Genomic DNA, 23,033 nt, shown 5'->3' with positions numbered 1-23,033 from the left:
AGCCCTTGTCTGGCCCGGTTATCCCGGTTGAAACATCAGATCGCGGTGGATGGCAAACACACCCTTTCAGCTTTACCTTTGATACTGTTCAGATCCGTAACCTGTCGCGCCGACAAGCGTTCTCATGCTGCTCCACATAATCATTCCTGGATTCGTTCCGTACCCCGGTGGAAATGTGGACTTCGCATATGTCCCATGCATCCGGCGTTAAAAAGGAACCAACGTCTGGCGATCGCGTTTTTCCTCTTGAGATAAACAGCTTCTGCCGGATTTCGGCTGAGGGAGGAACAATGATTAACTCTAAGACATTCACCGGCAGAACTGCGGGTTTGGCGCTGCTCCTTGCTATGGCTTCCATCGCCATGCCAGCGTCTGCGCAGGACATGGAGTTGAGGATCGGCCCAGACGGCGTACGCCCGATCATCCGCGACCGCGATAGGGACGTTGATCGCCGTGGCCCGCCCATGCGTGGCTGCAGTGAGCGCGAAGCCCGCGCTGCGGCGCGCGACGCAGGCCTGCGCGATCCAGAAGTCGTTCGCGTCACACCTGGACGCGTCGTCGTCGAAGGCTTTACCCGCCGTGGGCCTGATCGCATTACTTTCGCCAATGAACGTGGCTGCCCAGAAATCTGACGTAGATATTTGGCAGATAGTCATATCGTTTACGCGGCTTGCGGAGGGAGCATGATCTCCAGAGGTGGGGATTGTGCTCCTCCCTTCCGCACGTAAGGCACTGTGTCTGGAACTCGCAAAATGCAATGATGTTTAGGTCATCTGCCAAAGCCAGCTCACGTCTTTCCAACTCTGCATAGACAACTACCGCGCTCGGATACTCGAGTTGCATAAGCCTCCGGCGAACAAACGCCATGCAGGGCTCTTGCGCGTCAAAAATTCAAAGGCTATCACTGCCTTTGTTACGATATAACATAAAATGATTTTTCGCGTTTAGGAAATGCTATGAAAACACACTTTCAGATATCGACACTGCTGATGCTGTGCTCTCTTGCCGTACCGTTTTGTGCTTATGCGCCGGGGAAAGCTTCAGCCGCGCCGAAGCACAGTCATGCCCATTCAGATGAAGCCAAATCGAAAATCTACCAGGGCTACTTCGAAACTGAGCAAGTCAAGAAACGGGAACTGTCCGACTGGGCTGGCAAATGGCATTCGGTTTATCCCTACCTCCTCGACGGCACTCTCGATCCCGTATTCAAGCACAAGGCTGAGCAGGGAGAGAAATCGTTTGAAGATTATCGGAAATATTATGAACTCGGCTACAAGACTGATGTGACCAAGATTGTAATTACCGACAACAGCATGGCGTTCACCCAGGAAGACAAGACCTATCGCGGCACCTATCTAAACGACGGGTTTGAAATCCTGACCTACGCGAAAGGTAACCGAGGCGTCCGGTATATATTCAAAAAAGCGGACGGCGATGCGTCGGCACCGGAATATGTTCAATTCAGCGATCACGGAATTACCCCGGAAAAATCCGGCCATTTCCACCTCTACTGGGGCAAGGATCGCAAAGCGCTGCTTCAGGAAGTCACGAACTGGCCCACCTATTACCCATGGGCGTTGAACGGCAAGCAGGTCGTAAGAGAGATGCTGGCTCACTAAAGCAACGTCTAGCCTTTGCTCGTCTCACCGTCTTATACAAAGGCGGTGAGACGGATCATAGTTGCTGCGTAGTGCTCGCGCGGCCGCTTTTTTTCAACGGTAATTGCACCGGAAGCGCTCGAGAATCCGTTTCGCTCTGTAAAGATTAAACGGAGCCGGGAACGCGGTCCCTCTTTGAGCGTCGATCATATCATCAAGTTGCAGGATCGCTCGGTCCAGTGGACTGGAAATATTTCGTGTGGGTCGTTTGAATTGCCTGGCATGACCCGAGTTGATTGACATCATGTCACCTCGTCGTTTCTTGTTATCGGCGCACACCTAATCGTAAAGATGACAATTGGGCGGCAGGAAATCAGCCATTCCAGTTTACGGTAAACGAATATCGACCAATCAGATAATATATGTTTCAACTTGGGCCAAAGTGCCTGCCGGTGTCCATCTTGTGGCCCGCCATAAAGCGTAAGTTCTCAATGCCTGCGTTTATCGTGCCACCATTGGTCAAGTTCGCGTTCAAGCGTGACGTGATCCACCACTCCCTTAATATCCTGATCAATCAGAAACCGAGCGGCCAGAATCGCTTCCTGGCCTTCGATCCTTAGCCCATTCTCCGAGCAAAACCTGTTGAGGATACGTCTCATATGGAGCATAGCATTCGCCTCCGGTGTTAAAGCATAACGTTCGGCAGGCGTGATATTGGCGCTATGTCGCTGCAATGTGTTGAGACTGGCGAATATTGTAACAGACTGTGGCAAATGGCCGGCTCGTTACAAAAGCGCGCACTATCATCGCGTTTTTCTGAGCTGGTCCGGTTTATGGGCCGCGCGTTTGCCCGACTTTTCACTTTCGACAATGTATTGCGGCTCATCCTTCGTCGCCTTGACCTCGTGTCCCTTGATTTTCGTTGGAGAGGTCTGCTTGCGGACGACCTTGCCCGTCGTTTCACCCTGACTGGTGTTCCAGGCAACCTTGTCACCCTTGCTGAGGTGTTTTGGCATAAACCTTCTCCAGAAAAACGGCGGGATACATCTCGATCAGGGGCTCGGCGGCAACCGTGAAGCCTGAACGTGAGCTCGACGAGGTTTGTTCCCGATCAACGACAAGTCAGCGCTACCGTCGACCTCTCCATCGAGCGCACGGAACTGTCCCTGATGTCAGGGAATATCCGCCCTGATCGCTTCAAGCCAGACACCAACGGCGGCTGCGCCAGCGTCCGGATGCCCCAGGGCCCGATCCCCCAGGTAGCTTGCACGGCCAAGTCTCGGCTTCATTGATTTCGTAGCCTCCACTCCCCGAAGTCCGGCATCGACTGCGGAACTCCATGCTTCTGCAACCGAGGCACCGGCAGCAATTCTGTCGCTGAAGGTCTTAGCCGCCGGGTAGAGTGCATCGATCATCGTCCTGTCACCAGGCTTTGCACCACCGAGATCCGATATCGCCTGCACTGCCGCCACGAAGGCATCAGCCATCTGCCTGGCCGTCGGTTCATCAAAACCGGCAAGGTTGCGCGACGCGCACAAGAGACCGGTTGCATAGAAGGGCCCTGAACTTCCTCCGATGGCTTTGCGCATGGCGTTGCCCATGGCCTGCAATCCACCAGAAACATTCGCGAAGCTTTGAGCGTCAAGGTTTAGTACCGCCTGTCCGCCGCGAACCATGCTCGCGCCGAGGTCTCCATCGCCGGTAACGCTGTCGAGTTCCGTCAAGCTCGGCTCTGCCGCAATCAATGCCTCTGCGACCGATCGGGAAGTCTTCCACAATCGCTCACCTGCGGCAGTACGATCCAAGGAAACGACGGCCTGCTTTTCAGTTTTCACCGAAGGCATCACCCTTTGGCGGTTCACCTTGCCGCCACGTGGCCAGGCGCTGGCGTCCGTCGGCTCATCTATGAGGGCAAGAGTAGCGTCGTCCACCTGCACGAGGGAGAGAGAAAAGCCCGGCATATCAAGCGCGGAAAGGAATGTTCCCGCCCATGCTCTTTCCACCACAACGCCGTCCCTTTCCAGAAAAGCGATGGCTGATCGGGCAACGATTGCCAGTTCCATTGGCGGAGTTGCACCCAGACCGTTGACCAAGAGTGCTACGCGGTCACCTGTCTTCAGTCGACCATCCGCCTTGACCGTTTCCAGGACGAGAGCTGTCAATTCGTCTGCGGTACCGATCGGCATTCTGCGAACACCCTGCTCTCCATGAATGCCGAGACCAATCTCGATTTCCGTGTCTGCGAGAACAAAGCCTGGCTTTCCGACTGCAGGCAGCGTGCAGGAGCCAAGTGAGACCCCCATTGAGGAGAGGTTGCCCGCCGCTGCACGCGCGATACTGGCAACGTCGGCGAGATCAAGCCCCTGCTCCGCAGCAGCCCCCGCAATCTTGTGAACCAGAACAGTTCCGGCGATCCCCCGTCTGCGATCTGCGGGGACAGTGTCTTTCAGCGCAACATCATCAGCAACGACCACGATCTCGACAGGAATACCATCTGCACGTGCAAGTTCGGCTGCAAGACCGAAGTTCAGTCTGTCGCCCGTATAGTTTTTGACAATGATCAGGGCGCCTGCCGGTCCGGCGACCGCCTTGATTCCAGCGAGAACGGCATCTGTACTGGGTGACGTAAAGACATCACCGGCCACGGCGGCGGTCAGCATTCCGACACCGACATATCCCGCATGAGCGGGCTCGTGGCCACTTCCTCCCCCGGAAAGAACGGCAATTTTCCGCTCTCTTGCCTCGGGAAGGCCAGATCGTATGACAACGTTCTCATCAGCAAGCAGAGTAGAAGAAGGACTAAGCGCTACAACTCCCTCCAGCATGTCACGGACAACAGTGGACGGATCGTTGATAAGCTTTTTCATGCCTGGTTTTCCTCCATGCGCAAGCGGGAACACTTTTTCGCACTCTCGCGCGCTTCTGTCCAATTTTTACAACCATCAATCAAGAAGACGGTCATCCCCAAAGATGAGGTGCTACCGTCGGAGTGGTCGTCAACAGGATTGAATTCACCCTTGATTTCGCCTTCGGCTTCAGGATTCTGGAAAACAACATTAAGTTGATTGCTTCGATAACGACCCTGGATCTCTAGTGCATGGAATATCGTCAACTCGGCGCCCTACCGATCAGCCTTACTCGCGTCGGATACGGTACCGCCCGTATCCGCGATCCTCTCCGGGTGCCGGACTACAATTCTGCTCTTGAAGCTGCCTGGGGCTCGGATATCCGCTATTTCGATACGGCTCCTGGCTACGGCGTCGGGTTGTCCGAGCGATGCGTGGGCGACTTCCTGCGCAGGAAGGATCGCCAATCCTATGTTCTTTCGACAAAAATCGGCAAGATCCTGAAACCTGTGCAGGGCTGTCCGCCAGACGTGATGCCGTTCGAAATCTCTTATGATTATTCATATGACGGAGTAATGCGCTCCTTCGAATTCAGCCTCGCAAGGTTGGGGCTGTCCTCGATCGATCTGCTCCTCGCTGACGATATCGAGGTCTCTACGCTCGGCATCGCAGAATATCGCCGGCATTTGCCACGTTTCCTTGAGGGCGGAATTAGGGCGCTTGAAGAACTTAAAGCCAATGGCAACATCACCGGCTTCGGCATTGGCGTGAACGACGTTGGCGTTTGCCTTGACATCATGCATCGCGTGAAACTCGACTGCGTCATGCTTTCCGGGAAATACACCCTGATTGATCGCACTGCCGGAACACGGCTGCTCGACATATGCGAGAGAACCTCGACCCCGCTGATCATCGGTGGCATCTTTAACGGCGGTACTTTGCTGGAACAAAACCTGCCTGATCATGAGCAGGACCCGATCGCACCCTATGCAAAGCTGGCGCAAGGTATCGCACAAGAGGAAAAAATCAGCCTCGAAAGTGCCGCCCTGCAATTTCCCCTCCAGAACGCGTCAGTCGTATCGGCAATCCTCGGCACAACCAGTTCAGAGAGACTGCGCCGTATCGTCGCCTCCATGAATGATCCGATTCCCGATCATGCATGGTCCCGGTTCAATTCTGTCGCGCTGAATTGATCTATAGGTTTGGTGCATCAGAACGCACTAGCAGCCGCAACTGCGGACCGCTGCCTCATCGGGTAGATCGCCTTTTCAAAGGGAATTTTTGCGCGCCTCGCCTGCGTATTTTGGAATAACATTGCCTGCATGCAGGCTTGCCTTTTGCTGCGGCGCAAACCTATACTCGAAGTGTTCTCAGGGCGGGGTGTAATTCCCCACCGGCGGTATCGGAAGCAATTCCGGAGCCCGCGAGCGCTCCCGGGTAACCGGGAGGTCAGCAGATCCGGTGAAAGGCCGGAGCCGACGGTATAGTCCGGATGGAAGAGAGCAACGTGGCAGACACCCCTTCACGGGGTGTGTGGCGCTTGTTCGCCCAAGGGATGTTTGCGCCTGTTTTCGGACAGTCGTGAGTTTGATGCCAACTGGCATAACCCTTGAAAGGCATGGAAATGACAGTTTCGAAAATTGAAGATGCGATTGAAGCCATTCGCCGCGGTGAAATGGTTGTGGTCGTGGACGATCAGGATCGGGAAAACGAAGGCGACGTCGTGATTGCAGCCGATGCTGCTACGCCAAAAGACATCGCCTTCATGATGAACAATGCCCGTGGTCTGATCTGCGCGGCGATGGAAGGGGAGCGGCTGGATACGCTCGACATTCCGCTGATGGTGGCACGCAACACGGAATCGCTGAAGACTGCTTTCACAGTTTCGGTAGATTACATCCCGGGCACGACCACCGGCATTTCGGCTGCCGACCGTGCAGCAACGGTGCGGGCACTTGCACAGGGCGACGCGAGACCCGATGACTTCGCCCGCCCGGGCCATGTTTTCCCGCTACGTGCACATCCACAGGGTGTTCGTGCGCGTCCCGGCCACACGGAGGCCGCTGTCGAGCTTGCCCGCCTCGCGGGACGCGCGCCCGCCGGCGTGATCTGCGAAGTTGCCAACGACGACGGAACGATGGCTCGCCTGCCTCAACTGGAAGTCTTTGCCAAAAAGCACGGTCTGCTCGTCGTGACGATCGAGGATCTGATCGCTTTCCTTGACCGGAACGATGGCATGACCATCGCCGCCTGAAGTCACTTTGGCGTGGTCCCAGACGCACAATTGACCATCTGGGCCTACGTTCCCAATCCGGTTGGCCAGCGAAAGACGAACGTCATCGAGAGCCGGAAAGGATTCGATAAACGGCCCCGTGTCTTTGGACACGGGACGCGCCTTTCAAGCAGATTTTCCACGCAACGCTGCCTGCTGCGTTGCACCTTCACGCAAGTGTCCTGTCGGGAGTGCCGTCGTGTACTTGACCTGATTGAGAGCAAAGCTTGACCGGATGCTCGAGACGCCGGGGATCTGCGTCAGGCATTCCAGCACGAAGGTCTGGTACTTCAGGAGATCCTCGATAACCACCCTCAACAGGAAATCCGCTTCCCCCGTCATAAGGTAGCATTCCATCACCTCCGGCCTTCCACTGACAGCGTTGGTGAAGGTCTCCAAGGAATCCTTGTCCTGCTTCGTCAGCGAGACATGAACGAAAACGTTGACCGCTAGCCCGAGCTTCAACGGGTCGACCAGCGCAACAGCTCCACGAATGACACCGGCCGAGCGCATTTCGGACACACGCCGCCAGCAAGGTGAAGCCGATAGTCCGACCTTGTCGGCAAGCTCCGCGTTGCTGATCTCGGAGTTGCGCTGGAGTTCATCCAGAATGCGCAACGTGGCCTCATCCAGCACTATGCTTCCAATAGACATATTTAACCTACATAACGACTAAAACAGGTAAACCTATCCGATTTATACTGACGCAACGCGAAATGAGAAGAGATATTCCGCCATAAACCGGGATAAATTTCGGCAGCATTGAAGAGGTTGCCGAGATGAGCCCGAGCCAGAGAACTGTGATCACCCGAACCCTGGAGAACAGGTTTGGAGGGCATGCAGCAACTTATTTATGGCTGGGTGTCATGGTTCTCCTCTGGGGTCTGAGCTGGCCCGCAACCAAGCTGGCTCTCGGCACAGTTCCACCGCTGTGGCTCGCCTCCCTCAGGTTCGGTAGTGCCGGCATATGCCTTTTCGTTTTCGTTGCGTTTCGCGGAATGCTGCGGTTCCCACCCAAAAAAGACTGGCCCATCGTTGCTAGCATGGGCTTTCTGCAGATGATGGCTTTCACAGGTCTGGGTATGATCGCAATGACACATACAGACACGAGCCGTGCCGTCCTTTTGGCTTATACAACACCGCTCTGGGCAGTCTTACTGGGGTGGCTCCTTTTCAAGCAGGAGCCCTCTCGCCGCCAGTTGACCGCGCTTGGCGTTGGCCTTGCCGGCGTCGTGATCATCTGCTCTCCACTTGAACTTGACTGGACCAATTCGAAAACGATCGTAGGCAGTGCCTTCCTGTTAACGGGTGCTGTTTGCTGGTCGCTCGTCATCCTGCATATCAGGCGCCATTCGTGGACCGCCTCGCCTCTTTCGCTTGCCCCCTGGCAGATGCTGATTGCGACGGTCCCACTCAGTGCGTTTGCCTATTTCCTGGAGGGCGCCCCGACCGGTATCGCACTTGATCGCCGTGTCATTGAACTGCTGTTCTTCATCGGCCCTGTCGCGACCTCTGCCTGCTTCGTCATTTCGGCTGAATACGGGCGCAGGATAACGGCCTTTGCGATGTCTAATTTCACCCTTGGGGTTCCCTTGATCGGAATCTTGTCTTCGATTGCAATCCTGGGCAGCAGCATTACGCCACCCTTTGTTCTCGGCCTTGTTCTGGTAACTGCAGGCATGGTCCTTGCGGCGAAGGCGACGAGAAAGCCTGCCTGACACGATGGCTGCGACTGCACGCCGAACTTCAGATGATCGGTGCACGTCAACAAAGCCAAGAGACGGGTTACAGCATTGGCAGTGATCACGGGGCACTTTAGGCCACCTATCCTGTTCCCGGCTCCTCAGGGATTGATCCTCAAAAACCGACGGTCACCTGAAGGCCGGAGCCCTGGCAGTTTTCAATCGACAGCTCCAGGCCATAGACCGAGCAGATTTCCTTGACGATCGACAGCCCAAACCCGCTTCCAGGCACGTCAGTATCCAGTCGCACACCGCGCTCTGTCATCTGGCGTATCCTGTCAGGCGGGACGCCAGGTCCGTCATCTGCCACTGTCAGGCGGCGATCAGACCATGCCACTACAACAGTGGCCGATGCCCATTTTACGGCGTTCTCAAGGATATTGCCGATCAGCTCGCGTAGATCGTTAGGATCGACCGGAACCTCAACCGAGCTTTCCTCGACAGATATCCTCCAGTAGAGCGTTTCCCCCGCGGGAGTACGTTTCAATGTCCGCACGACCTGCCCGACAATCTTGCCGATATCTGCGTCTGACTGGCGCATTTCGGCGTCGATAACAATACGGCTTCTGGCAAGTTCGGCGTCGACATGGCCGCGCATCAAGATTACCAGGCGTTCAATCTCATCCGCAATTTCACTTTCACCCTTTTGCCGGAGGGTGAGAGCGTCATTGGCGAGTACCGTCAGCGGCGTCTTCAGACCGTGAGCGAGGTCGCCAGCCCTCGTGCGTGCTTTTGCAAGCGACTGCGCCTGGACATCCAGCAACCGGTCAACGGCTTTTTCCACCGGCTCGAATTCTACTGGCAACACGCCGTCAAGACGACCACTGCGCCGCTCACGGATGCGGTCCAGCCTTGTGGTCAGCGTTGCCAGCGGTTTCAATCCGAATACGACCTGCGCCACGGATGCACCGATCAGAAAAATTGCGAGACCAGCGATGTAAGGCAAAATATCAAAGGAAAAACGCCTGCTTGCGTCTTCAAGCGGCTGGCGGTCGGCTGCAACATTAATCAGCAAGCTTCGCAGCCCGCCAGGCGAAGGCACGAAAATCTGCCGCTGCTGTGCTGTCAGCATCGTGTTATCTGGGCCGGGGATAGCAAATCGCTGGAGGGAGCCATCGCCAGCCGGTTCGACCGGCACGGCAAGCGTGAAATCCCAAAGCGATTGCGAACGCATCGCTGTGGAAGTGCTACCTTCACTGATCTGCCAGTAAAGACCGCCGTAAGCCTCGGTAAAGCGCTTGTCGAAAAAACCGGACGGACGCTCAACGTGACCTTCGGCCGAAAACTGCAATGAAGCAGCGATGTTGTTGAGATGTCCGCTCAGCTCGGCATCAAGCCGCCGTTCGAGATTGGCCTTGAACAGAGAAATCATGAAGAGAGACGCAAGCGAAAGCGCCAGAGGCACCGTCACCAGCGAAACCAGCAGAAACCGGACTCTGATAGAAAGCGGACGCCCTCCAGATTCCCTCTTCGGTAAGCCAACTGTCATGCCGAGCCGATCCTGTAACCATAACCTCGGCGGGTGACGATGATGTCCTTGCCAAATTTCTTGCGCAGCCGTCCAACGAGCACCTCTACCGAATTGCTCTCCCGTTCGAAATCCTGCGAATAGAGCTGTTCGGTCAACTCCATTTGCGAGACGTGCCGTTCAGGATTTGCCAGAAGATAGTGCAGGCATCGGTATTCAAGCGGCGTGAGTTCTGCTGGCTCCCCATCAAGGGAAACGCTTCTGGTGCGCGGGTCAAGTTTCATTCGTCCAGCGGTCATCGCCGGAACCGCCTTGCCTTGCGAACGCCGGATGATCGCCCTGAGACGAGCCAGGAGCTCAGGCATCTGGAACGGTTTTGCCAGATAGTCATCGGCTCCCGCATCAATGCCCTCGACGCGCTCCTCCCAGTTGCCCCGCGCCGTAAGGATCAGAACCGGCATCTCCCTGTCGGCCTGCCGCCAGCGTCTGAGCACGGACAGGCCGTCAAGCTCCGGAAGCCCCAGATCAAGAACGACGGCCGCAAAAATCTCGCTGTCACCCCGATACCAGCCACTTTCGCCGTCACGTTCGTGCTCGACGATATAACCGCCCTGCTGGAGATTTCGTGTCACGTCGCGGGCAATCAGCGGGTCATCTTCAATCAGGAGAATGCGCATCGCGATCAATCATCATCATCGTCGTCATCAACATCAAGAACCCGACCGTCTCCGGCATCCATTTCTATCTCGACAAGGCGACCATTGGTCTTCAAGACCTTGAACTCATAGATGAAGCGACCGTCATCCTCGTCAAGCTTGACGCCAATGATTTCGCCGGGAAATGCCTTTCTGACACTTGCCTGCAACTGCGAAAGCGGAATGACCTCGCCGCGCCGGACAGCATCGCGCAGCCGATCGAGGTCACCATCTCCGGCAATTGCAGGAAACACACCGAGCATTGCGACAGAGACAAGAAGGAGTGGCAGAAGGCGCTTAATCATCCCTCCCCATAGCATGCTCTTTCTGAAATTTAGCTGACAAAGGCTGTCAGTTATCGATCAGCATTGGTTTCGTAAGGTTCTGCCATCGACCCGGCAATCGCGTTTCTCCTCGGTCGAATGAATTTGAAAGGAAACTGACATGAAGAACATTATACTCGCAACATCCCTGCTGGCCCTGACAGGACTGTCGAGTGTCGCTCACGCCGACAATGATCACCGCCGCTGCGGCAATGTCCCGATCGCCGACTGGATGAGCGAGGCCGAGCTTCGCAACCGGATCGCACCACTTGGCCTCGAAATCCGCAATGTCGACATCGATGACGGTTGCTATGAGGTGGAAGCCCGCAACAGGGATGGTAGAAAGATTGAAATAGGATTCAATCCGCAGACGGGTGAGCAGGTGTGGATCGACGGCGATGACGACTGACAGATAACCAGCAAGTGAACGTCTTAGCGATGCTGTCCGCTCTCTCATGATAGCAGACAGGACATCGATATGGCTGCTATTCTTCCAAGAGCGACTGGATGCGTCGTCCCAGCACGGACATATCGAAAGGCTTTGTCAGCACCTGCATTCCGGCACCCAACTGGTCCGGTGCAAGGACGGCATTTTCCGCATAACCGGTGATGAACATGACTTTCAATCCCGGTCTCAACTCCCTGGCAGCATCCGCCACCTGGCGACCATTCATGCCGTTCGGCAGGCCCACATCGGTAATCAAAAGATCGATCGGCGTCGGCGAACGAAGAACCTCGAGCGCCTGCGGTCCGTCACCGGCCTCGAGCGACTGAAGCCCAAGATCCTCGACGGCATCAACGACCAGCATTCTCACAAGCGGTTCGTCGTCGACGACCAGAACTCGTTTTTGCGTCGCCATCGCGGGCACAGGATCGAGTTCGCAAACGCTCTCTATTTCTTCCCGCTCATCGTGCCGCGGCAGGAACACGCTGACCCTGGCGCCATGTCCGAACTGCGACTGTATCTTTACCTGGCCGCCGGATTGGCGGGTAAAGCCATAAATCATCGACAGCCCGAGACCAGTGCCGACACCGATCGGCTTTGTCGTGAAAAATGGGTCAAACGCCTTCTCAAGCACGTCCGGCGTCATTCCGGTCCCTGTATCTGACACCTGCATCACCACGTAGTCGCCGACGACAAGCCCAAGTTCGACCGCATCGGCTTGGCCAATATGCCGGTTGTGCGTCTCAATCGTGATCCGCCCGCCATCGGGCATCGCGTCGCGGGCGTTCAGACAGAGATTGAGCAGTGCATTTTCGAGCTGGTTCGGATCAACAAGCGTCGGCCAGAGTTCCTTGCCGATGCGCGTTTCAACATAGATTTGCGGACCTACCGTGCGCTGGATAAGTTCCTGCATCCCCGCTACCAGACGATCGACATTGGTAGGCTTGGGATCAAGGGTCTGACGCCTCGAAAAGGCAAGCAGACGATGGGTCAATGCGGCAGCTCGCTTTACCGCCCCCTGCGCGCCCTCCAGATAACGATCCAGCTCGCCGATACGGCCTTGCTGAAGCCGCGTTCTTATCATGTCGAGCGAACCGGAAACGCCCGCAAGCAGGTTGTTGAAGTCATGGGCAAGACCACCGGTCAGTTGCCCCACAGCCTCCATCTTCTGGGATTGCCGAAGCGCTTCTTCCTTGGCCATCAGTTCAGCGGTCTGCTCAGCTACCCTCGTTTCCAGGGTCTCGTTCAGTTCGCGCAACATGGATGTAACCCGGTCGCGCTCCGCCTCGATCGCACGACGGCCTTCGATATCGATCAGCACGCCCGGGAAACTCAGTGGTGTTCCGTCCGCCGCGATATCAACGCGGCCATTTGCCTCGAGCCAGTAGTATTTGCCGTCAGCGCGCTTTGTCCGGTACTGATGCGCAAAAGGCCCGCCAACCTTTATGGCCTGATCGATGACCGCGGCAAGTCGGGCCTGATCGTCAGGATGAACAGTTTCGACGATCTGCGTGAGTCGCAAATTGCTGCGTTCAAGGGCTGGATCAAGCCCGAACGCATTTGCAAATGCATCATCAATGGTGAAGCGATCGTTGGGCAGGTCCCAGAACCATGTCCCAATGATTGCTCCTGCAGAAAGCGCCAACTGGACGCGTTCACCATTCTCCCGCGCAACGGCCTCGCTTTTGCGCAGTGCCGCCTCGGCGCATTTGCGCCCGGTAATATCACGAAAAAGGACCGCGACCTGATTGAGCGTCGCCGGTTCGATCCTTGACGCGGAAACCTCGATGTGGCGTCCGGCGTCCTTGAACTCGCGTTCGAAATGAATGGACTGGCCCGTTGTGAGAACCTTGCCGTAGAGATCGACCCATTCCTTCGCCTCGCTGGCAGCAATCTCGTAGACAGACTTGCCAACAATATCGGGAATACCCGTATGCCGCTCATAACCGCTGTTGGCTTCTACATGCAGGTAGTCGCTCAATGGACCCAGGGGGCCGTCCTGAAACTCGATGATGCAAAATCCGTCATCGACAGCCTCGAACAATGCACGGTAGCGCGCCTCACTCTGGTTTGAAGATCCGCTCGCATTCGATAGCTCTGTCTGGGTCACGTGGGGCTCGGAATCTGCAGCTTTGCGGATTTGGGCGTCATTCGACCATATCCGCTTTGGCCGATGCGTGCTGCATAACGCTTTGCCCTTAAAATTGTTCCCGAGATTTTTCCACTACGATCGAGTGGAAGGAATTTGCTGCGATCATTGCATGAAGGAACCCGCGTTTCAGTGGCCTGCAGGCCCTCCTGCAAGCCACCCATCGGGATTAAAGATTGCTGCTGTCCTTTCAGAGCCGCGCGCCACCCGTCGCATCAATTCTTTGCCCTGTTGTCCAGCGCGCGTCATTCGACGCGATAAAGGTTATGACATCGGCAACATCGTCGGCACGACCGACGCGATTAAAGACAGACATTGCCTCGGCACCCGAACGTGCCTCAGGAACAGAAAGCCATTCGGCGTTCATATCCGTCTCCGTCACACCCGGCAGCACCGAATTGACGGTGATCCCGCGTGGGCCGAATTGCGGGGCGAGCGCCAGTGTCAGCGTTTCAAGTGCACCCTTTGACGCTGCATAAGCTGGATGAGTTGGCGCAGCGACACGTGTGAACCCGGTCGAGATATTGATGATACGGCCGTTGTCCCGGATATGATCCGCAACGGCCTGGATGAGGAAGAACGGTGCCTTGAAATTGATCGTCATCAACTCGTCGAAGGCCGCCTCACTCATGTCCCCCAACGGTGTTGCCGGAGCAATACCCGCGTTGTTGACGAGAATATCAAGCGAAGGTGAGCCTGCGAACGATTGAGCTGCTTCGCGAAACTCCCCCCATAGGCTGTCCGCCGCGTCCTTACCTCTTCGAAGATCTGCATTGATGGCGACTGCCTTCGTTCCAAGCGCCTCGATTTCGCGGACCGTCGCCTGCGCCGCCTCGGCGTTTGCAGCGTAATGGACGCCGATAAGACCCGCCCCTTCTTTGGCAAAGGCAAGGGCTGCGGCGCGGCCGATACCGCGGGAACTTCCCGTAATCAGGGCGACTTTATTTGTCAGTCTGGAAGACATGGATCACTCCGTTGCGATTTAACTAGCGATCGATATAATAAAAGCCGAGCACCACCTGTCAATATTTTTATAGTGATCGATACAATAATGAATGAGACAACGACGCGGAAACGAGGACGACCACGCCTGCTTGACCGGCAGGCAGGCCTTGATGTGGCTGCACAGCTTTTCTGGGAACGGGGTTACGAAGGAACGTCGATTTCAGACCTCACCCAGGCGATGGGGATCACACCACCCTCGCTTTACGCAACCTTCGGTTCGAAAGAGGAACTGTTCGGCACGGCGCTCAACCACGCCATCCAGCAGGCCAACAAGGGTCGCACGGAAAGGCTTGAGGCTGATATCCCGGCTTTTGAGGCGCTGAAGGCACATCTCTACGATATCGCCGATGGCGACACGCAGCCGGACAAACCGCGCGGGTGCATCGTGTCGACTGCAGTGCTCCAGCACTCGGAAGAAAATGCGTCCGTGGCGCGCATGACCGCATCCCTGCGTGAGGTGTCAATGCAGGCTCTCAAGGCACGGTTTGATCGCGCTGTAAGAGACGGCGAACTGCCCGGACACACAGATACCGATACGCTGGCGCGTTTTTACGGAGCCGTGATCCAGGGCATGTCCGCGCAGGCGTGTGACGGTGCATGCAGGGAAAGACTGAAGGCACTCGTCGATATCGCACTTACCGCATGGCCTGGAACACGGTCGATTTCCGCCGGATGAATGTGACGCATTAACGTCGTTGAAAAATCTCCGGCACAGGGCGCTGACTTCACGCCGGCCTTTGGTTAGGATGCGATGCAACAAGCAAATGCAGACGACAGATGTCACACGAACAGCAAAAACACGCGACCGAGCGAATGACGATATCGGGCGATCTCGTACCAGCAGCATTTCTGCCGTGGATCGATCGCCACGCCGCCAAACTCGGCCTCGATAAAACGGTATCTCACGCCTCCGATGAGCAGATTGTCATGGACCTCTCCGGCCCGGAGGAGCTCATCGATATGATGGAAATGGGCTGCTCCCTCGGCCCGATTGACGTCTGGGTCGAGACAATCGAGCGCCGGCACCTACCCTGACATGACATCATCCGTATCTGGCAGCACAAAACACCTGTGCATCTTATTTGACCCAACATTGCCATTGAGCAATATTTGTGCAAACCTCGTCTCCATGACACATCCTGCCCGAAGTGCGAGGTCTTCGGGAACACCGATAAATTACTGACCTATCTGAGAAAGTTTGATCATGTCTTGCGATACGACAGGCTGTTGGGCGCCGGTCGCCCTGTCTTCCGACCTTCCTCCCCTCGCCGTCATGCCGGCCCGACTTGGGACCGAAACAGTTGCCCTATGGCGCAGCGCGTCCGGTCGTGTATCGGCATCTGCGGATCGATGTCCTCATCGCGGCATGCGTTTGTCTCACGGTTTCGTCCGTGGGGAATCTTTATCCTGCATCTATCACGGCTGGAGTTACGGTCAGGAAGGAAACTGTCTCAAGATTCCGGCTCATCCAGGCCTTGTGCCACCCGACAGCATACGGGTTGCGACCTTCACGGTCACAGAGCAGGATGGTGTCATATGGGCCGCAACCGTAAAGCCTCCGGCTGATCCACCGCGTCTTCAGGGCCTCGTCCCACTCCGTTCGATCTCTGTCGCTGCCGACCTCGAGGCGATACAAACAGCAACTGGAGCGAAGATTGATGCAGACGGCGTGCTTTCCACGCAAGATGGCAGCCTCTGTCTATTGCTCTCCGACCAGGGCAATGGCGAAACGCTGATGCATGTGCTGGTCGCAGGCGACGCTGGTCCCGCCTCGCGAATAGGCGCATCGCGCACCGCCGAAACACTCCGCCGTCAGGCAGAAGCGCTGGCCAGCCAGGGAGTTGCGGCATGACAAAGATGGGTATGCTCGACGAATGGTATCCCGTAGGCCTTTTCAGTCAGACGACCAACGGCGGCCGTGCCACAATGCTGATGGGCGAACCGATCACCATTGCGCTTGATAGCAAGGGGGATGCGCTTGTTACGGACAGTACAGGCCGCAACCTTCCTGTCTGTGTCCGCTATGGACATATCTGGGCATCGCTTGGAAAACCAACCCATGAGTTATTTCCGATCCCCGAGGCAGATCAGCCGGGTCGGAGACTGGTTGAGGTTGGTGTCGTACGCGTGCGCTGCTCACCGCTTCGGGCAGTCGAGAACTTTCTCGACATCGCCCACTTTCCCTTTGTTCACACCGACATTCTAGGTTCCGAACCCCACACGGAGGTCGAGAACTACAAGGTCGAAATCCGCGAAGATGCAGACGAAGTTTGGGCCACACAGGTGAAGTTCTATCAGCCGCAGGCCGCGAAATCAGCAAGCGGCGGCATCACCACTGAATACATGTACCGTGTACCTGCACCAACCTGCTCGGTCCTTTACAAGACCTGCCCACCACGACCGACGGAGTGGGACGTCATTACACTTTTCGTACAGCCGCTTGCAGAGGATGTCTGCGACGTCTGGCCGTGGATGGCGCTCTTTGATGACGATACTCCGATGACGGATCTCATCCACTTCCAGCAGACCATCTTCCTGCAGGACCGGTCAATCCTCGAAAATCAGATCCCAACCCTGCTGCCGCTTGATCCAGGTAAGGAAATCCCGACACGGGCCGACCTTACTTCGGTCGCCTATCGGCGCTGGTTGAAGCGCCACAACTATACCTACGGCGCGCAATTGGTGGCGCAATGAAGCTTTACGACTACATTCTTTCTCCGAGCTGCTACAAGGTCCGCCTGATGGCGGCACTTGCTGGTGTCAAACTCGACATCAGTCCGGTGGACTTTCATCCGGGCGCCGAGCACCGCAGCCCGGCAATGCTGGCGATCAATCCGGCTGGTACGATCCCGATCCTTGCAGACGATGATCTGCTTTTGACGGAATCGTCCGCCATGCTTGCCTACATTGCTACATCCGCTGCACCGGAATGGTTGGGTAACGGCAGCGCAGAAGAGACTTCGCGTACCCAGCAATGGCTCGCATTTTCTGCCAGGCTGACATCGAGCCTTGGTGGCGCGCGCCTTCATCAGATGCTCCTCGTCCCCGGCAACATCGATGCATTGCAGAAGGCAGGGATCACAGCCCTTCGTGAGCTTGAGGCCGGGCTTGCTGAACAGGCCATCCGAGGCCATCGCTTTCTTGCTGGTGACCGGCCGACGATCGCTGACATCGCCTGCTTTCCCTACGTGGCGCTCGCACCAGACGGCAATGTCTCGCTCGATCCCTACCCCACGATCCGGCTCTGGTCGCGCGCGCTTCGCTCACTTCCCGGATTTATTGAAATGCCTGGCATTCACCGGCTGCATGAACTGAAGCCAGAGCCGGAAATCCAGTCGGAGACGGCGTAATATGGCCGGATATCTTTTCAAGAATTGCGCAGCCGTCGTCGTTGATGACGGAACTGGCCCTGTCGTGCACCGCGATGTCGATCTTTTGACCGAAGGACCGGCTATCAAAGCGATTGGTCCGGACCTCGGGCTCAAGGGCCTCCCCGAAGACACGCTCATTCACGACGCCACAGGTTGGTTCGTCTACCCGGGGCTCATCAACACGCATCACCACTTCTTCCAGTGCTTCGTTCGCAACCGTGCCGATCTCGACTGGACGAAACTCTCGGTCATCGAATGGCTCGACCGCATCTACCCTGTCTTTTCCCGCCTGACAGAAGACTGCTTCTATCATTCTTCGGTGACGGCAATGGCGGAGCTGATCAAGCACGGCTGTACAACGGCATTTGATCACCAGTACAACTTCCCACGCCACGCTGGCCGGCGGCTCATTGATCGGCAATTCGAAGCAGCGGATATGTTCGGCATGCGGTTTCATGCCGGCCGTGGCGGCAATACCCTTCCAAAGTCGGAAGGCTCGACCATTCCCGACGAGATGCTTGAAACGACCGACGAATTCATTGGTGATTGCGCACGGTTGATCGACACCTATCACGACGCAAATCCATTCAGCATGCGTCAGGTGGTCGTATCCCCATGCCAGCCGGTCAACTCCTATCGCGAGACCTTCGTGGAATCGGTCGCACTTGCGCGCGATCGAGGCGTTTTTCTTCACACCCATGTCGGTGAAGGCGAAAGCGAAGTCATCAAGGCACGCCACGGACTGCGCACCGTCGATTATCTCGAGAAAATCGGCTTCGCCGGCCCCGATGCCTTCTACGCCCATTGCTGGGAGCTTACCCATGATGAGCTGAAGACAATGGCGGCAAGCGGCACGGGTGTCGCCCATTGCCCTGAACCCGTCTATCTCGTGGGTGCAGAAGTGACCGACATTCCCGCAATGGCAGCGTTCGGCCTGCGTGTCGGACTTGGCTGCGATGGTGCCGCATCCAACGACAATTCAAACCTGATGCACTGCCTGCACTCCGCCTACATGCTGCAGTGCCTCGTCTCATCAACGCGCCAGCATCCGGTCCCGGCGCCTGTCGATTTTCTTGGATACGGCACGACAGGGGGCGCGAGCCTGCTTGGCCGCAAGGACATCGGTCGTCTGGCCCCTGGAATGGCTGCCGATCTTTTTGCCCTCGACACCCGCCGCTTGGATTATGTCGGCACACGACATGACCCGCTCAGCCTCATTCCTCGTGTCGGCATCGGCGCGACGACGGACATGACAATGATCAACGGCAAGATCGTCTGGCAGAAAGGCGAATTTATCGGTCTCGACGAACAAAAACTGTCGGCGGATGCCGAAGCCGCACTTGCCACCATCGAATTCTAAGAACCAAAAGAGGGAAGAACAGAATGACCACTTTGACCCGCAGAAACCTGATGCAGGCTGCCGCCGCCACTGGTCTGGCTGGCGCTTTCGGCGGCCGCGCCGCATTTGCGGCTGACGAGCCGCTCGGCATTACACTCGTCGTCCCCTCTCCGGTCGGCGATGTCGGCTGGGGCCACGCTCTTGCAGCCGGCCTCGAGCCAGTCAAAACTGCGTTTGGCGACAAGGTGAAAGTCACCGTCATCGAAAACATCGCCGAAGGCCCGGATGCCGATCGCATCATGACCAAGACCGTGGCCGACGGGAACAAGTTCCTGATCGCCGGTTCCTTTGGTTATCAGAATGGAGCGTTGCAGGTCGCACGCCGTGATAAGAAAGTCACCGTTCTGCATGCGTCCGGCTTCCAGGTTGCGCCGAACTTCTCGCCGTTTGCAGCCAAGTATTTCCAGGGGACCTATCTCCTCGGCATGGCGGCAGCCGCAGTTTCCAAAACCGGCAAAATCGGTTCTGTCTCGGCCTTCGCCATTCCGGAGCTGATCACGTCGATCAACGCCTTCACCCTAGGCGCCCAGGCGGTCAAGCCGGACATTGAAGTGTCGGTTGTCTGGGTCAATTCATGGTTCGACCCGGCCAAGGAGCAGGAAGCAGCGAAAGCGCTGATGGCGCAAAAATGTGATGTGATCTTCTCCAATGCCCAGGATACGCCGTCTGTGGTCGCGGCCTGCGAAGAAGCGGGCGTCTATTCCTTCAACCTCAATTCCTCGATGAAGAAATACGCGCCGAAAACATATCTCGGCTGTGTCGCAACCGACTGGTCGCCGTTCTTCAAGGCGTCGGTCGAAGCCCATTTTGCCGGGACATTCAAGGGTGCAAATGCGTTCCTCGGCGTTGCCGACAAGGTTGTCGAAGTTGTTGACTGGAATCCGGATATCCCTGCCGACACGATGGCCAAGATCAAGGAACTCGAAGCAAAGATCGCCGATGGCAGCTTCTCGCCCTTCACCGGTCCGATTACCAAGGCCGATGGCAGTGAGGGCGTCAAAGCCGGCACGGCACTGTCGGATGGCGAGATCGTCGCGATGAACTGGCACGTCAAGGGCGTTACCACGCCGCTTCCGAAGTGATGCAATGACAACACCACTCCTGTCGCTTCGCAGCGTCTCGAAGAGCTACGGACAGATCAGTGCCAACAAAGCGATCGATCTCGATGTCGCTCCCCAGTCGATCCACGCAATCCTCGGTGAAAACGGGGCTGGCAAATCGACTTTGATGAAACTGATCTACGGCGTCGAGCAGCCGGACGACGGGAGCCTTTCATGGAACGGCGAGGCAATCACGATTGCCTCGCCGGCTGAAGCAAGACGCCGTGGAATCGGCATGGTTTTCCAGCATTTTTCGCTGTTTGAAACGCTGACGGTTGTGGAAAACATCCAGCTCGTCATGCCCAGGAAAAAAGCAGACCTTGCCGAGCGTATGCGCGAACTCGGCCGCGATTTCGGGCTGGAGGTCGATCCTCTGGCGCATGTGCACGCGCTGTCGGTTGGAGAGCGGCAACGCGTCGAAATCATTCGCTGCCTGATGACCGACCCGAAGCTCCTGATCCTTGATGAGCCGACCTCGGTGCTGCCCCCGCAGGCGGTTGAAAAACTCTTCGAAACCCTGCGCCGCCTGCGCGACCGAGGCGTTTCAATCCTCTTCATCTCCCACAAACTTGAAGAAATCCGCTCGCTTTGCGACCGGGCGACAATCCTGCGCGCCGGCGAGGTCACCGGCAATGTCGATCCGCGCCAGCACGATGCCCATGAGTTAGCCCTCATGATGATCGGGCGCGACATGCCGGAACCGACGCCTGCCGCGCCCAACTCGGTTGGCGAGACACGCCTAGAGTTGATCGGGCTCGATTACACGCCCGATGATCCCTTCGCCGTCCCGCTTTCGAAAATAAGCCTTAGCCTTCGCGCAGGAGAAATTCTCGGCATTGCCGGGATTTCCGGAAATGGTCAAAGCGAACTTGCAGCCCTGATCTCCGGCGAGACACGGCTTGGCAGGCATGATCACGACCGGATCTTCATGATGGGTCGTGATGTCGGCCAGCTTGGCGCCGCTGCTCGCCGAAAACTTGGCTTTGCATTTGTCCCGGAAGACCGCCTCGGCCGCGGAGCAGTCCCGGAAATGTCCCTGACCTCAAACGGCCTTCTGACGGCTCATCCACTGAAACTGCTTCGTAGCGGGCTCGTTGTCAGACAGAACGCCAAGGCGTTTGCGGAGATCTGCATTCGCGACTACGACGTCAGAACTTCCGGACCGGGGGCTGAAGCCGGTGCATTGTCTGGAGGCAACCTTCAGAAATTCATCGTCGGCCGCGAAATCATGCTGGCACCAAAAGTGCTTTTCGTCGCCCAGCCTACCTGGGGTGTCGATATTGGTGCCGCATCCGCCATTCGCCAGAAGCTCGTCCGTCTTCGCAATGAAGGCATGGCAATCCTGGTGATTTCAGAAGAACTGGAAGAACTCTTCGAACTGTCCGACAAGATCCAAGTTCTCCATCACGGAACCCTCAGTCCACCGCTCGTCACCAGCGAGACCAAACCCGAGGAAGTCGGTCGTTACATGATCGGCGCGCAAACTCCCTCCGAAAAAATCGCCTCATGAGCAAATCGGCTTTCCAGCTTCTCCCCTCTTTCGTTCGTCGCGAGCGTGCTTCCCTCACGGCGACCGTCCTTTCTCCAGTCATTGCACTTGCAACCGCGATCGTGCTGAACATCGGGCTTTACGTAACGATGGGGCGAGACCCCGTTGCCGTCATGCACGCCATGTTGCTGGAACCCTTTATTTCGTGGTCCTCGTTCTCTGAAGTTCTCTTGAAAATGGGACCGCTTCTGTTCATCGCGCAGGGGCTCGCCATCGGCTTTCGCGCCAAGGTCTTTAATATCGGTGCTGAGGGACAATTCATCCTCGGCGCAATCTTCGCGTCCGCAATCCCGATCTGGTATCCGGATGCGGAAGGCGCCTGGATCTGGCCGACGATGCTTCTTTGCGGCGCAATCGGCGGCGCGCTTTGGGCCTCGATCACGGCATTCTGGCGCGCGAGGCTGAATGCAAACGAGATTCTGGTGTCGCTGATGCTGAGCCTCGTCGCAGCACAATTGCTCTATTATTTGCTGCTTGGGCCGTGGAAAGACCCGAACGGCTTCAATTTTCCCCAATCGGTGATGTTCCAGTACGACGCCATGGTTCCAACACTGATAGAGGGAACGCGTGTCAACGTCTCCTTGATCATTGCACTGGCGCTCTCGCTTGCCGCCTGGATCTTCATGCAAAGGAGTTTCATGGGGTTCAAGCTGCAGGTTGGGGGACTTGCCCCACGGGCGGCAGGATACGCCGGCTTTTCCGAAAAGCGCGCGATCTGGCTGTCACTACTGATTGGCGGGTTTGCGGCGGGCCTTGCAGGTGCTGCAGAAGTCGCAGGTCCGATTGGCCAGCTCCAGCGCTCGATCGCAACCGGGTACGGTTACGCAGCGATTATTGTCGCCTATCTCGGTGGCCTCCATCCAATCGGCATCATCTTCTCCTCGCTCTTCATGGCAGCCTTTTATATCGGCGGTGACAACGCCATGGTTTCCGCAGATCTGCCTGTCGCGGCCGTCCGCGTCTTTCAGGGGTCTTTATTGCTTGCCTATCTGATCGCCGTTGCCTTTGTCCGCTACCGGCTGGAATGGCCTCACCCGACCCGTCGGAGAGCCTCATGACCTGGAGACCATC

The 23,033-nt window shown here is 56.8% G+C and carries 24 protein-coding genes and 1 riboswitch; of the genes, 15 read left to right on the top strand and 9 right to left on the bottom strand.

Annotated features, from left to right (window positions below):
• Positions 1-290: 290 nt before the first annotated feature.
• Both ACIQT8_RS24430 and ACIQT8_RS24425 read left to right on the top strand, forming a co-directional pair.
• Complete coding sequence (locus ACIQT8_RS24430) at positions 291-632, top strand: hypothetical protein (protein ID WP_400970908.1); 342 nt, start codon at positions 291-293, stop codon at positions 630-632.
• Between the two features lie 324 nt (positions 633-956).
• On the top strand, positions 957-1,619 hold the full coding sequence (locus tag ACIQT8_RS24425) for a ZinT family metal-binding protein (protein ID WP_400970905.1): 663 nt from the start codon (positions 957-959) through the stop codon (positions 1,617-1,619).
• A 782-nt stretch (positions 1,620-2,401) separates the two neighbouring features.
• Here the strand turns inward: ACIQT8_RS24425 and ACIQT8_RS24420 are convergent.
• The 3 genes from ACIQT8_RS24420 to ACIQT8_RS24410 form a co-directional block, all read right to left on the bottom strand.
• Positions 2,402-2,614 carry a DUF2945 domain-containing protein gene (locus tag ACIQT8_RS24420; protein ID WP_400970903.1) on the bottom strand — a complete coding sequence of 71 codons (213 nt, stop codon included), beginning with the start codon at positions 2,612-2,614 and terminating at the stop codon, positions 2,402-2,404.
• 156 nt (positions 2,615-2,770) lie between these two features.
• Positions 2,771-4,465 (bottom strand): dihydroxyacetone kinase family protein, encoded by a 1,695-nt coding sequence (locus tag ACIQT8_RS24415; protein WP_400970900.1) that lies wholly within the window; start codon positions 4,463-4,465, stop codon positions 2,771-2,773.
• Positions 4,462-4,710 (bottom strand): hypothetical protein, encoded by a 249-nt coding sequence (locus tag ACIQT8_RS24410; RefSeq protein ID WP_400970898.1) that lies wholly within the window; start codon positions 4,708-4,710, stop codon positions 4,462-4,464. Before ACIQT8_RS24410 ends, ACIQT8_RS24415 begins: the two co-directional genes overlap by 4 nt.
• Here ACIQT8_RS24410 and ACIQT8_RS24405 point away from each other — a divergent pair.
• Both ACIQT8_RS24405 and ribB read left to right on the top strand, forming a co-directional pair.
• Positions 4,696-5,637 carry an aldo/keto reductase gene (locus tag ACIQT8_RS24405; protein ID WP_400970895.1) on the top strand — a complete coding sequence of 314 codons (942 nt, stop codon included), beginning with the start codon at positions 4,696-4,698 and terminating at the stop codon, positions 5,635-5,637. The two genes, ACIQT8_RS24410 and ACIQT8_RS24405, sit on opposite strands and share 15 nt — an antisense overlap.
• A 169-nt stretch (positions 5,638-5,806) precedes the next feature.
• Positions 5,807-5,952: riboswitch (FMN riboswitch) on the top strand.
• 116 nt (positions 5,953-6,068) lie between these two features.
• Complete coding sequence (gene ribB / locus ACIQT8_RS24400; protein WP_400970892.1) at positions 6,069-6,698, top strand: 3,4-dihydroxy-2-butanone-4-phosphate synthase; 630 nt, start codon at positions 6,069-6,071, stop codon at positions 6,696-6,698.
• A 144-nt stretch (positions 6,699-6,842) separates the two neighbouring features.
• Here the strand turns inward: ribB and ACIQT8_RS24395 are convergent, their stop codons facing one another.
• Complete coding sequence (locus ACIQT8_RS24395; RefSeq protein ID WP_262527140.1) at positions 6,843-7,370, bottom strand: Lrp/AsnC family transcriptional regulator; 528 nt, start codon at positions 7,368-7,370, stop codon at positions 6,843-6,845.
• A 125-nt stretch (positions 7,371-7,495) separates the two neighbouring features.
• Between ACIQT8_RS24395 and ACIQT8_RS24390 the strand changes: the two genes are divergently transcribed.
• Complete coding sequence (locus ACIQT8_RS24390) at positions 7,496-8,434, top strand: DMT family transporter (RefSeq protein WP_400970888.1); 939 nt, start codon at positions 7,496-7,498, stop codon at positions 8,432-8,434.
• Positions 8,435-8,573: 139 nt separating this feature from the next.
• On the opposite strand, the gene ACIQT8_RS24385 is transcribed toward ACIQT8_RS24390, so the two are convergent.
• The 3 genes from ACIQT8_RS24385 to ACIQT8_RS24375 are packed head-to-tail and all read right to left on the bottom strand — an operon-like array spanning position 8,574 to position 10,926.
• Positions 8,574-9,947 (bottom strand): sensor histidine kinase, encoded by a 1,374-nt coding sequence (locus ACIQT8_RS24385; protein WP_400970886.1) that lies wholly within the window; start codon positions 9,945-9,947, stop codon positions 8,574-8,576.
• On the bottom strand, positions 9,944-10,603 hold the full coding sequence (locus ACIQT8_RS24380) for a response regulator transcription factor (protein WP_400970883.1): 660 nt from the start codon (positions 10,601-10,603) through the stop codon (positions 9,944-9,946). Before ACIQT8_RS24380 ends, ACIQT8_RS24385 begins: the two co-directional genes overlap by 4 nt.
• 5 nt (positions 10,604-10,608) lie before the next feature.
• Positions 10,609-10,926 (bottom strand): PepSY domain-containing protein, encoded by a 318-nt coding sequence (locus ACIQT8_RS24375; RefSeq protein ID WP_400970880.1) that lies wholly within the window; start codon positions 10,924-10,926, stop codon positions 10,609-10,611.
• A gap of 139 nt (positions 10,927-11,065) precedes the next feature.
• Between ACIQT8_RS24375 and ACIQT8_RS24370 the strand changes: the two genes are divergently transcribed.
• Positions 11,066-11,353, top strand: coding sequence for a PepSY domain-containing protein (locus tag ACIQT8_RS24370; protein ID WP_400970877.1), 288 nt, complete (start codon positions 11,066-11,068; stop codon positions 11,351-11,353).
• Positions 11,354-11,429: 76 nt separating this feature from the next.
• On the opposite strand, the gene ACIQT8_RS24365 is transcribed toward ACIQT8_RS24370, so the two are convergent.
• The gene (locus tag ACIQT8_RS24365; protein ID WP_400970874.1) at positions 11,430-13,499 is read right to left on the bottom strand and encodes an ATP-binding protein; all 2,070 of its coding nucleotides are present in this window, start codon (positions 13,497-13,499) and stop codon (positions 11,430-11,432) included.
• Between the two features lie 229 nt (positions 13,500-13,728).
• Positions 13,729-14,502 (bottom strand): SDR family oxidoreductase, encoded by a 774-nt coding sequence (locus tag ACIQT8_RS24360; protein WP_262527152.1) that lies wholly within the window; start codon positions 14,500-14,502, stop codon positions 13,729-13,731.
• An 87-nt stretch (positions 14,503-14,589) separates the two neighbouring features.
• On the opposite strand from ACIQT8_RS24360, the gene ACIQT8_RS24355 reads away from it, so the two are divergent.
• The 9 genes from ACIQT8_RS24355 to ACIQT8_RS24315 all read left to right on the top strand — a co-directional run bounded on the left by ACIQT8_RS24355 (position 14,590) and on the right by ACIQT8_RS24315 (position 23,020).
• Positions 14,590-15,219, top strand: coding sequence for a TetR/AcrR family transcriptional regulator (locus ACIQT8_RS24355; protein ID WP_400970871.1), 630 nt, complete (start codon positions 14,590-14,592; stop codon positions 15,217-15,219).
• A gap of 101 nt (positions 15,220-15,320) precedes the next feature.
• On the top strand, positions 15,321-15,578 hold the full coding sequence (locus tag ACIQT8_RS24350; RefSeq protein ID WP_138791610.1) for an acylphosphatase: 258 nt from the start codon (positions 15,321-15,323) through the stop codon (positions 15,576-15,578).
• Between the two features lie 169 nt (positions 15,579-15,747).
• Positions 15,748-16,395, top strand: coding sequence for a Rieske 2Fe-2S domain-containing protein (locus ACIQT8_RS24345; RefSeq protein ID WP_400970869.1), 648 nt, complete (start codon positions 15,748-15,750; stop codon positions 16,393-16,395).
• Positions 16,392-17,237, top strand: coding sequence for an aromatic ring-hydroxylating dioxygenase subunit alpha (locus ACIQT8_RS24340; protein WP_400970867.1), 846 nt, complete (start codon positions 16,392-16,394; stop codon positions 17,235-17,237). The genes ACIQT8_RS24345 and ACIQT8_RS24340 overlap by 4 nt, the downstream gene beginning before the upstream one ends.
• Positions 17,234-17,893 carry a glutathione S-transferase family protein gene (locus ACIQT8_RS24335; protein WP_400970865.1) on the top strand — a complete coding sequence of 220 codons (660 nt, stop codon included), beginning with the start codon at positions 17,234-17,236 and terminating at the stop codon, positions 17,891-17,893. Before ACIQT8_RS24340 ends, ACIQT8_RS24335 begins: the two co-directional genes overlap by 4 nt.
• Before the next feature lies 1 nt (position 17,894).
• Positions 17,895-19,274 carry an amidohydrolase gene (locus ACIQT8_RS24330; RefSeq protein WP_400970863.1) on the top strand — a complete coding sequence of 460 codons (1,380 nt, stop codon included), beginning with the start codon at positions 17,895-17,897 and terminating at the stop codon, positions 19,272-19,274.
• A 23-nt stretch (positions 19,275-19,297) separates the two neighbouring features.
• On the top strand, positions 19,298-20,395 hold the full coding sequence (locus ACIQT8_RS24325; protein ID WP_400970860.1) for a BMP family ABC transporter substrate-binding protein: 1,098 nt from the start codon (positions 19,298-19,300) through the stop codon (positions 20,393-20,395).
• 4 nt (positions 20,396-20,399) lie between these two features.
• A complete protein-coding gene (locus tag ACIQT8_RS24320; RefSeq protein ID WP_400970857.1) occupies positions 20,400-21,923 on the top strand; it encodes an ABC transporter ATP-binding protein in 1,524 nt (507 codons plus the stop codon).
• Positions 21,920-23,020: an ABC transporter permease gene (locus ACIQT8_RS24315; RefSeq protein WP_400970854.1), complete on the top strand. Its 1,101-nt coding sequence runs from the start codon at positions 21,920-21,922 to the stop codon at positions 23,018-23,020. The genes ACIQT8_RS24320 and ACIQT8_RS24315 overlap by 4 nt, the downstream gene beginning before the upstream one ends.
• Positions 23,021-23,033 lie beyond the last annotated feature (13 nt).

This window comes from Agrobacterium sp. NPDC090273 (genome assembly GCF_044772305.1).
GTDB lineage: Bacteria > Pseudomonadota > Alphaproteobacteria > Rhizobiales > Rhizobiaceae > Agrobacterium.
Note: the sequence above shows the minus strand (reverse complement) of the source record. Positions and strands in the feature narration are given on the sequence as shown.

Excerpts from the sequence above, each read along its gene's own strand:
- ACIQT8_RS24430 (WP_400970908.1), top strand. The coding sequence starts at position 291 with ATGATTAACTCTAAGACATTCACCGGCAGAACTGCGGGTTTGGCGCTG.
- ACIQT8_RS24425 (WP_400970905.1), top strand. The coding sequence starts at position 957 with ATGAAAACACACTTTCAGATATCGACACTGCTGATGCTGTGCTCTCTT.
- ACIQT8_RS24420 (WP_400970903.1), bottom strand. The coding sequence starts at position 2,614 with ATGCCAAAACACCTCAGCAAGGGTGACAAGGTTGCCTGGAACACCAGT.
- ACIQT8_RS24415 (WP_400970900.1), bottom strand. The coding sequence starts at position 4,465 with ATGAAAAAGCTTATCAACGATCCGTCCACTGTTGTCCGTGACATGCTG.
- ACIQT8_RS24405 (WP_400970895.1), top strand. The coding sequence starts at position 4,696 with ATGGAATATCGTCAACTCGGCGCCCTACCGATCAGCCTTACTCGCGTC.
- ribB (WP_400970892.1), top strand. The coding sequence starts at position 6,069 with ATGACAGTTTCGAAAATTGAAGATGCGATTGAAGCCATTCGCCGCGGT.
- ACIQT8_RS24395 (WP_262527140.1), bottom strand. The coding sequence starts at position 7,370 with ATGTCTATTGGAAGCATAGTGCTGGATGAGGCCACGTTGCGCATTCTG.
- ACIQT8_RS24390 (WP_400970888.1), top strand. The coding sequence starts at position 7,496 with ATGAGCCCGAGCCAGAGAACTGTGATCACCCGAACCCTGGAGAACAGG.
- ACIQT8_RS24385 (WP_400970886.1), bottom strand. The coding sequence starts at position 9,947 with ATGACAGTTGGCTTACCGAAGAGGGAATCTGGAGGGCGTCCGCTTTCT.
- ACIQT8_RS24380 (WP_400970883.1), bottom strand. The coding sequence starts at position 10,603 with ATGCGCATTCTCCTGATTGAAGATGACCCGCTGATTGCCCGCGACGTG.
- ACIQT8_RS24375 (WP_400970880.1), bottom strand. The coding sequence starts at position 10,926 with ATGATTAAGCGCCTTCTGCCACTCCTTCTTGTCTCTGTCGCAATGCTC.
- ACIQT8_RS24370 (WP_400970877.1), top strand. The coding sequence starts at position 11,066 with ATGAAGAACATTATACTCGCAACATCCCTGCTGGCCCTGACAGGACTG.
- ACIQT8_RS24360 (WP_262527152.1), bottom strand. The coding sequence starts at position 14,502 with ATGTCTTCCAGACTGACAAATAAAGTCGCCCTGATTACGGGAAGTTCC.
- ACIQT8_RS24355 (WP_400970871.1), top strand. The coding sequence starts at position 14,590 with ATGAATGAGACAACGACGCGGAAACGAGGACGACCACGCCTGCTTGAC.
- ACIQT8_RS24350 (WP_138791610.1), top strand. The coding sequence starts at position 15,321 with ATGTCACACGAACAGCAAAAACACGCGACCGAGCGAATGACGATATCG.
- ACIQT8_RS24345 (WP_400970869.1), top strand. The coding sequence starts at position 15,748 with ATGTCTTGCGATACGACAGGCTGTTGGGCGCCGGTCGCCCTGTCTTCC.
- ACIQT8_RS24340 (WP_400970867.1), top strand. The coding sequence starts at position 16,392 with ATGACAAAGATGGGTATGCTCGACGAATGGTATCCCGTAGGCCTTTTC.
- ACIQT8_RS24335 (WP_400970865.1), top strand. The coding sequence starts at position 17,234 with ATGAAGCTTTACGACTACATTCTTTCTCCGAGCTGCTACAAGGTCCGC.
- ACIQT8_RS24330 (WP_400970863.1), top strand. The coding sequence starts at position 17,895 with ATGGCCGGATATCTTTTCAAGAATTGCGCAGCCGTCGTCGTTGATGAC.
- ACIQT8_RS24325 (WP_400970860.1), top strand. The coding sequence starts at position 19,298 with ATGACCACTTTGACCCGCAGAAACCTGATGCAGGCTGCCGCCGCCACT.
- ACIQT8_RS24320 (WP_400970857.1), top strand. The coding sequence starts at position 20,400 with ATGACAACACCACTCCTGTCGCTTCGCAGCGTCTCGAAGAGCTACGGA.
- ACIQT8_RS24315 (WP_400970854.1), top strand. The coding sequence starts at position 21,920 with ATGAGCAAATCGGCTTTCCAGCTTCTCCCCTCTTTCGTTCGTCGCGAG.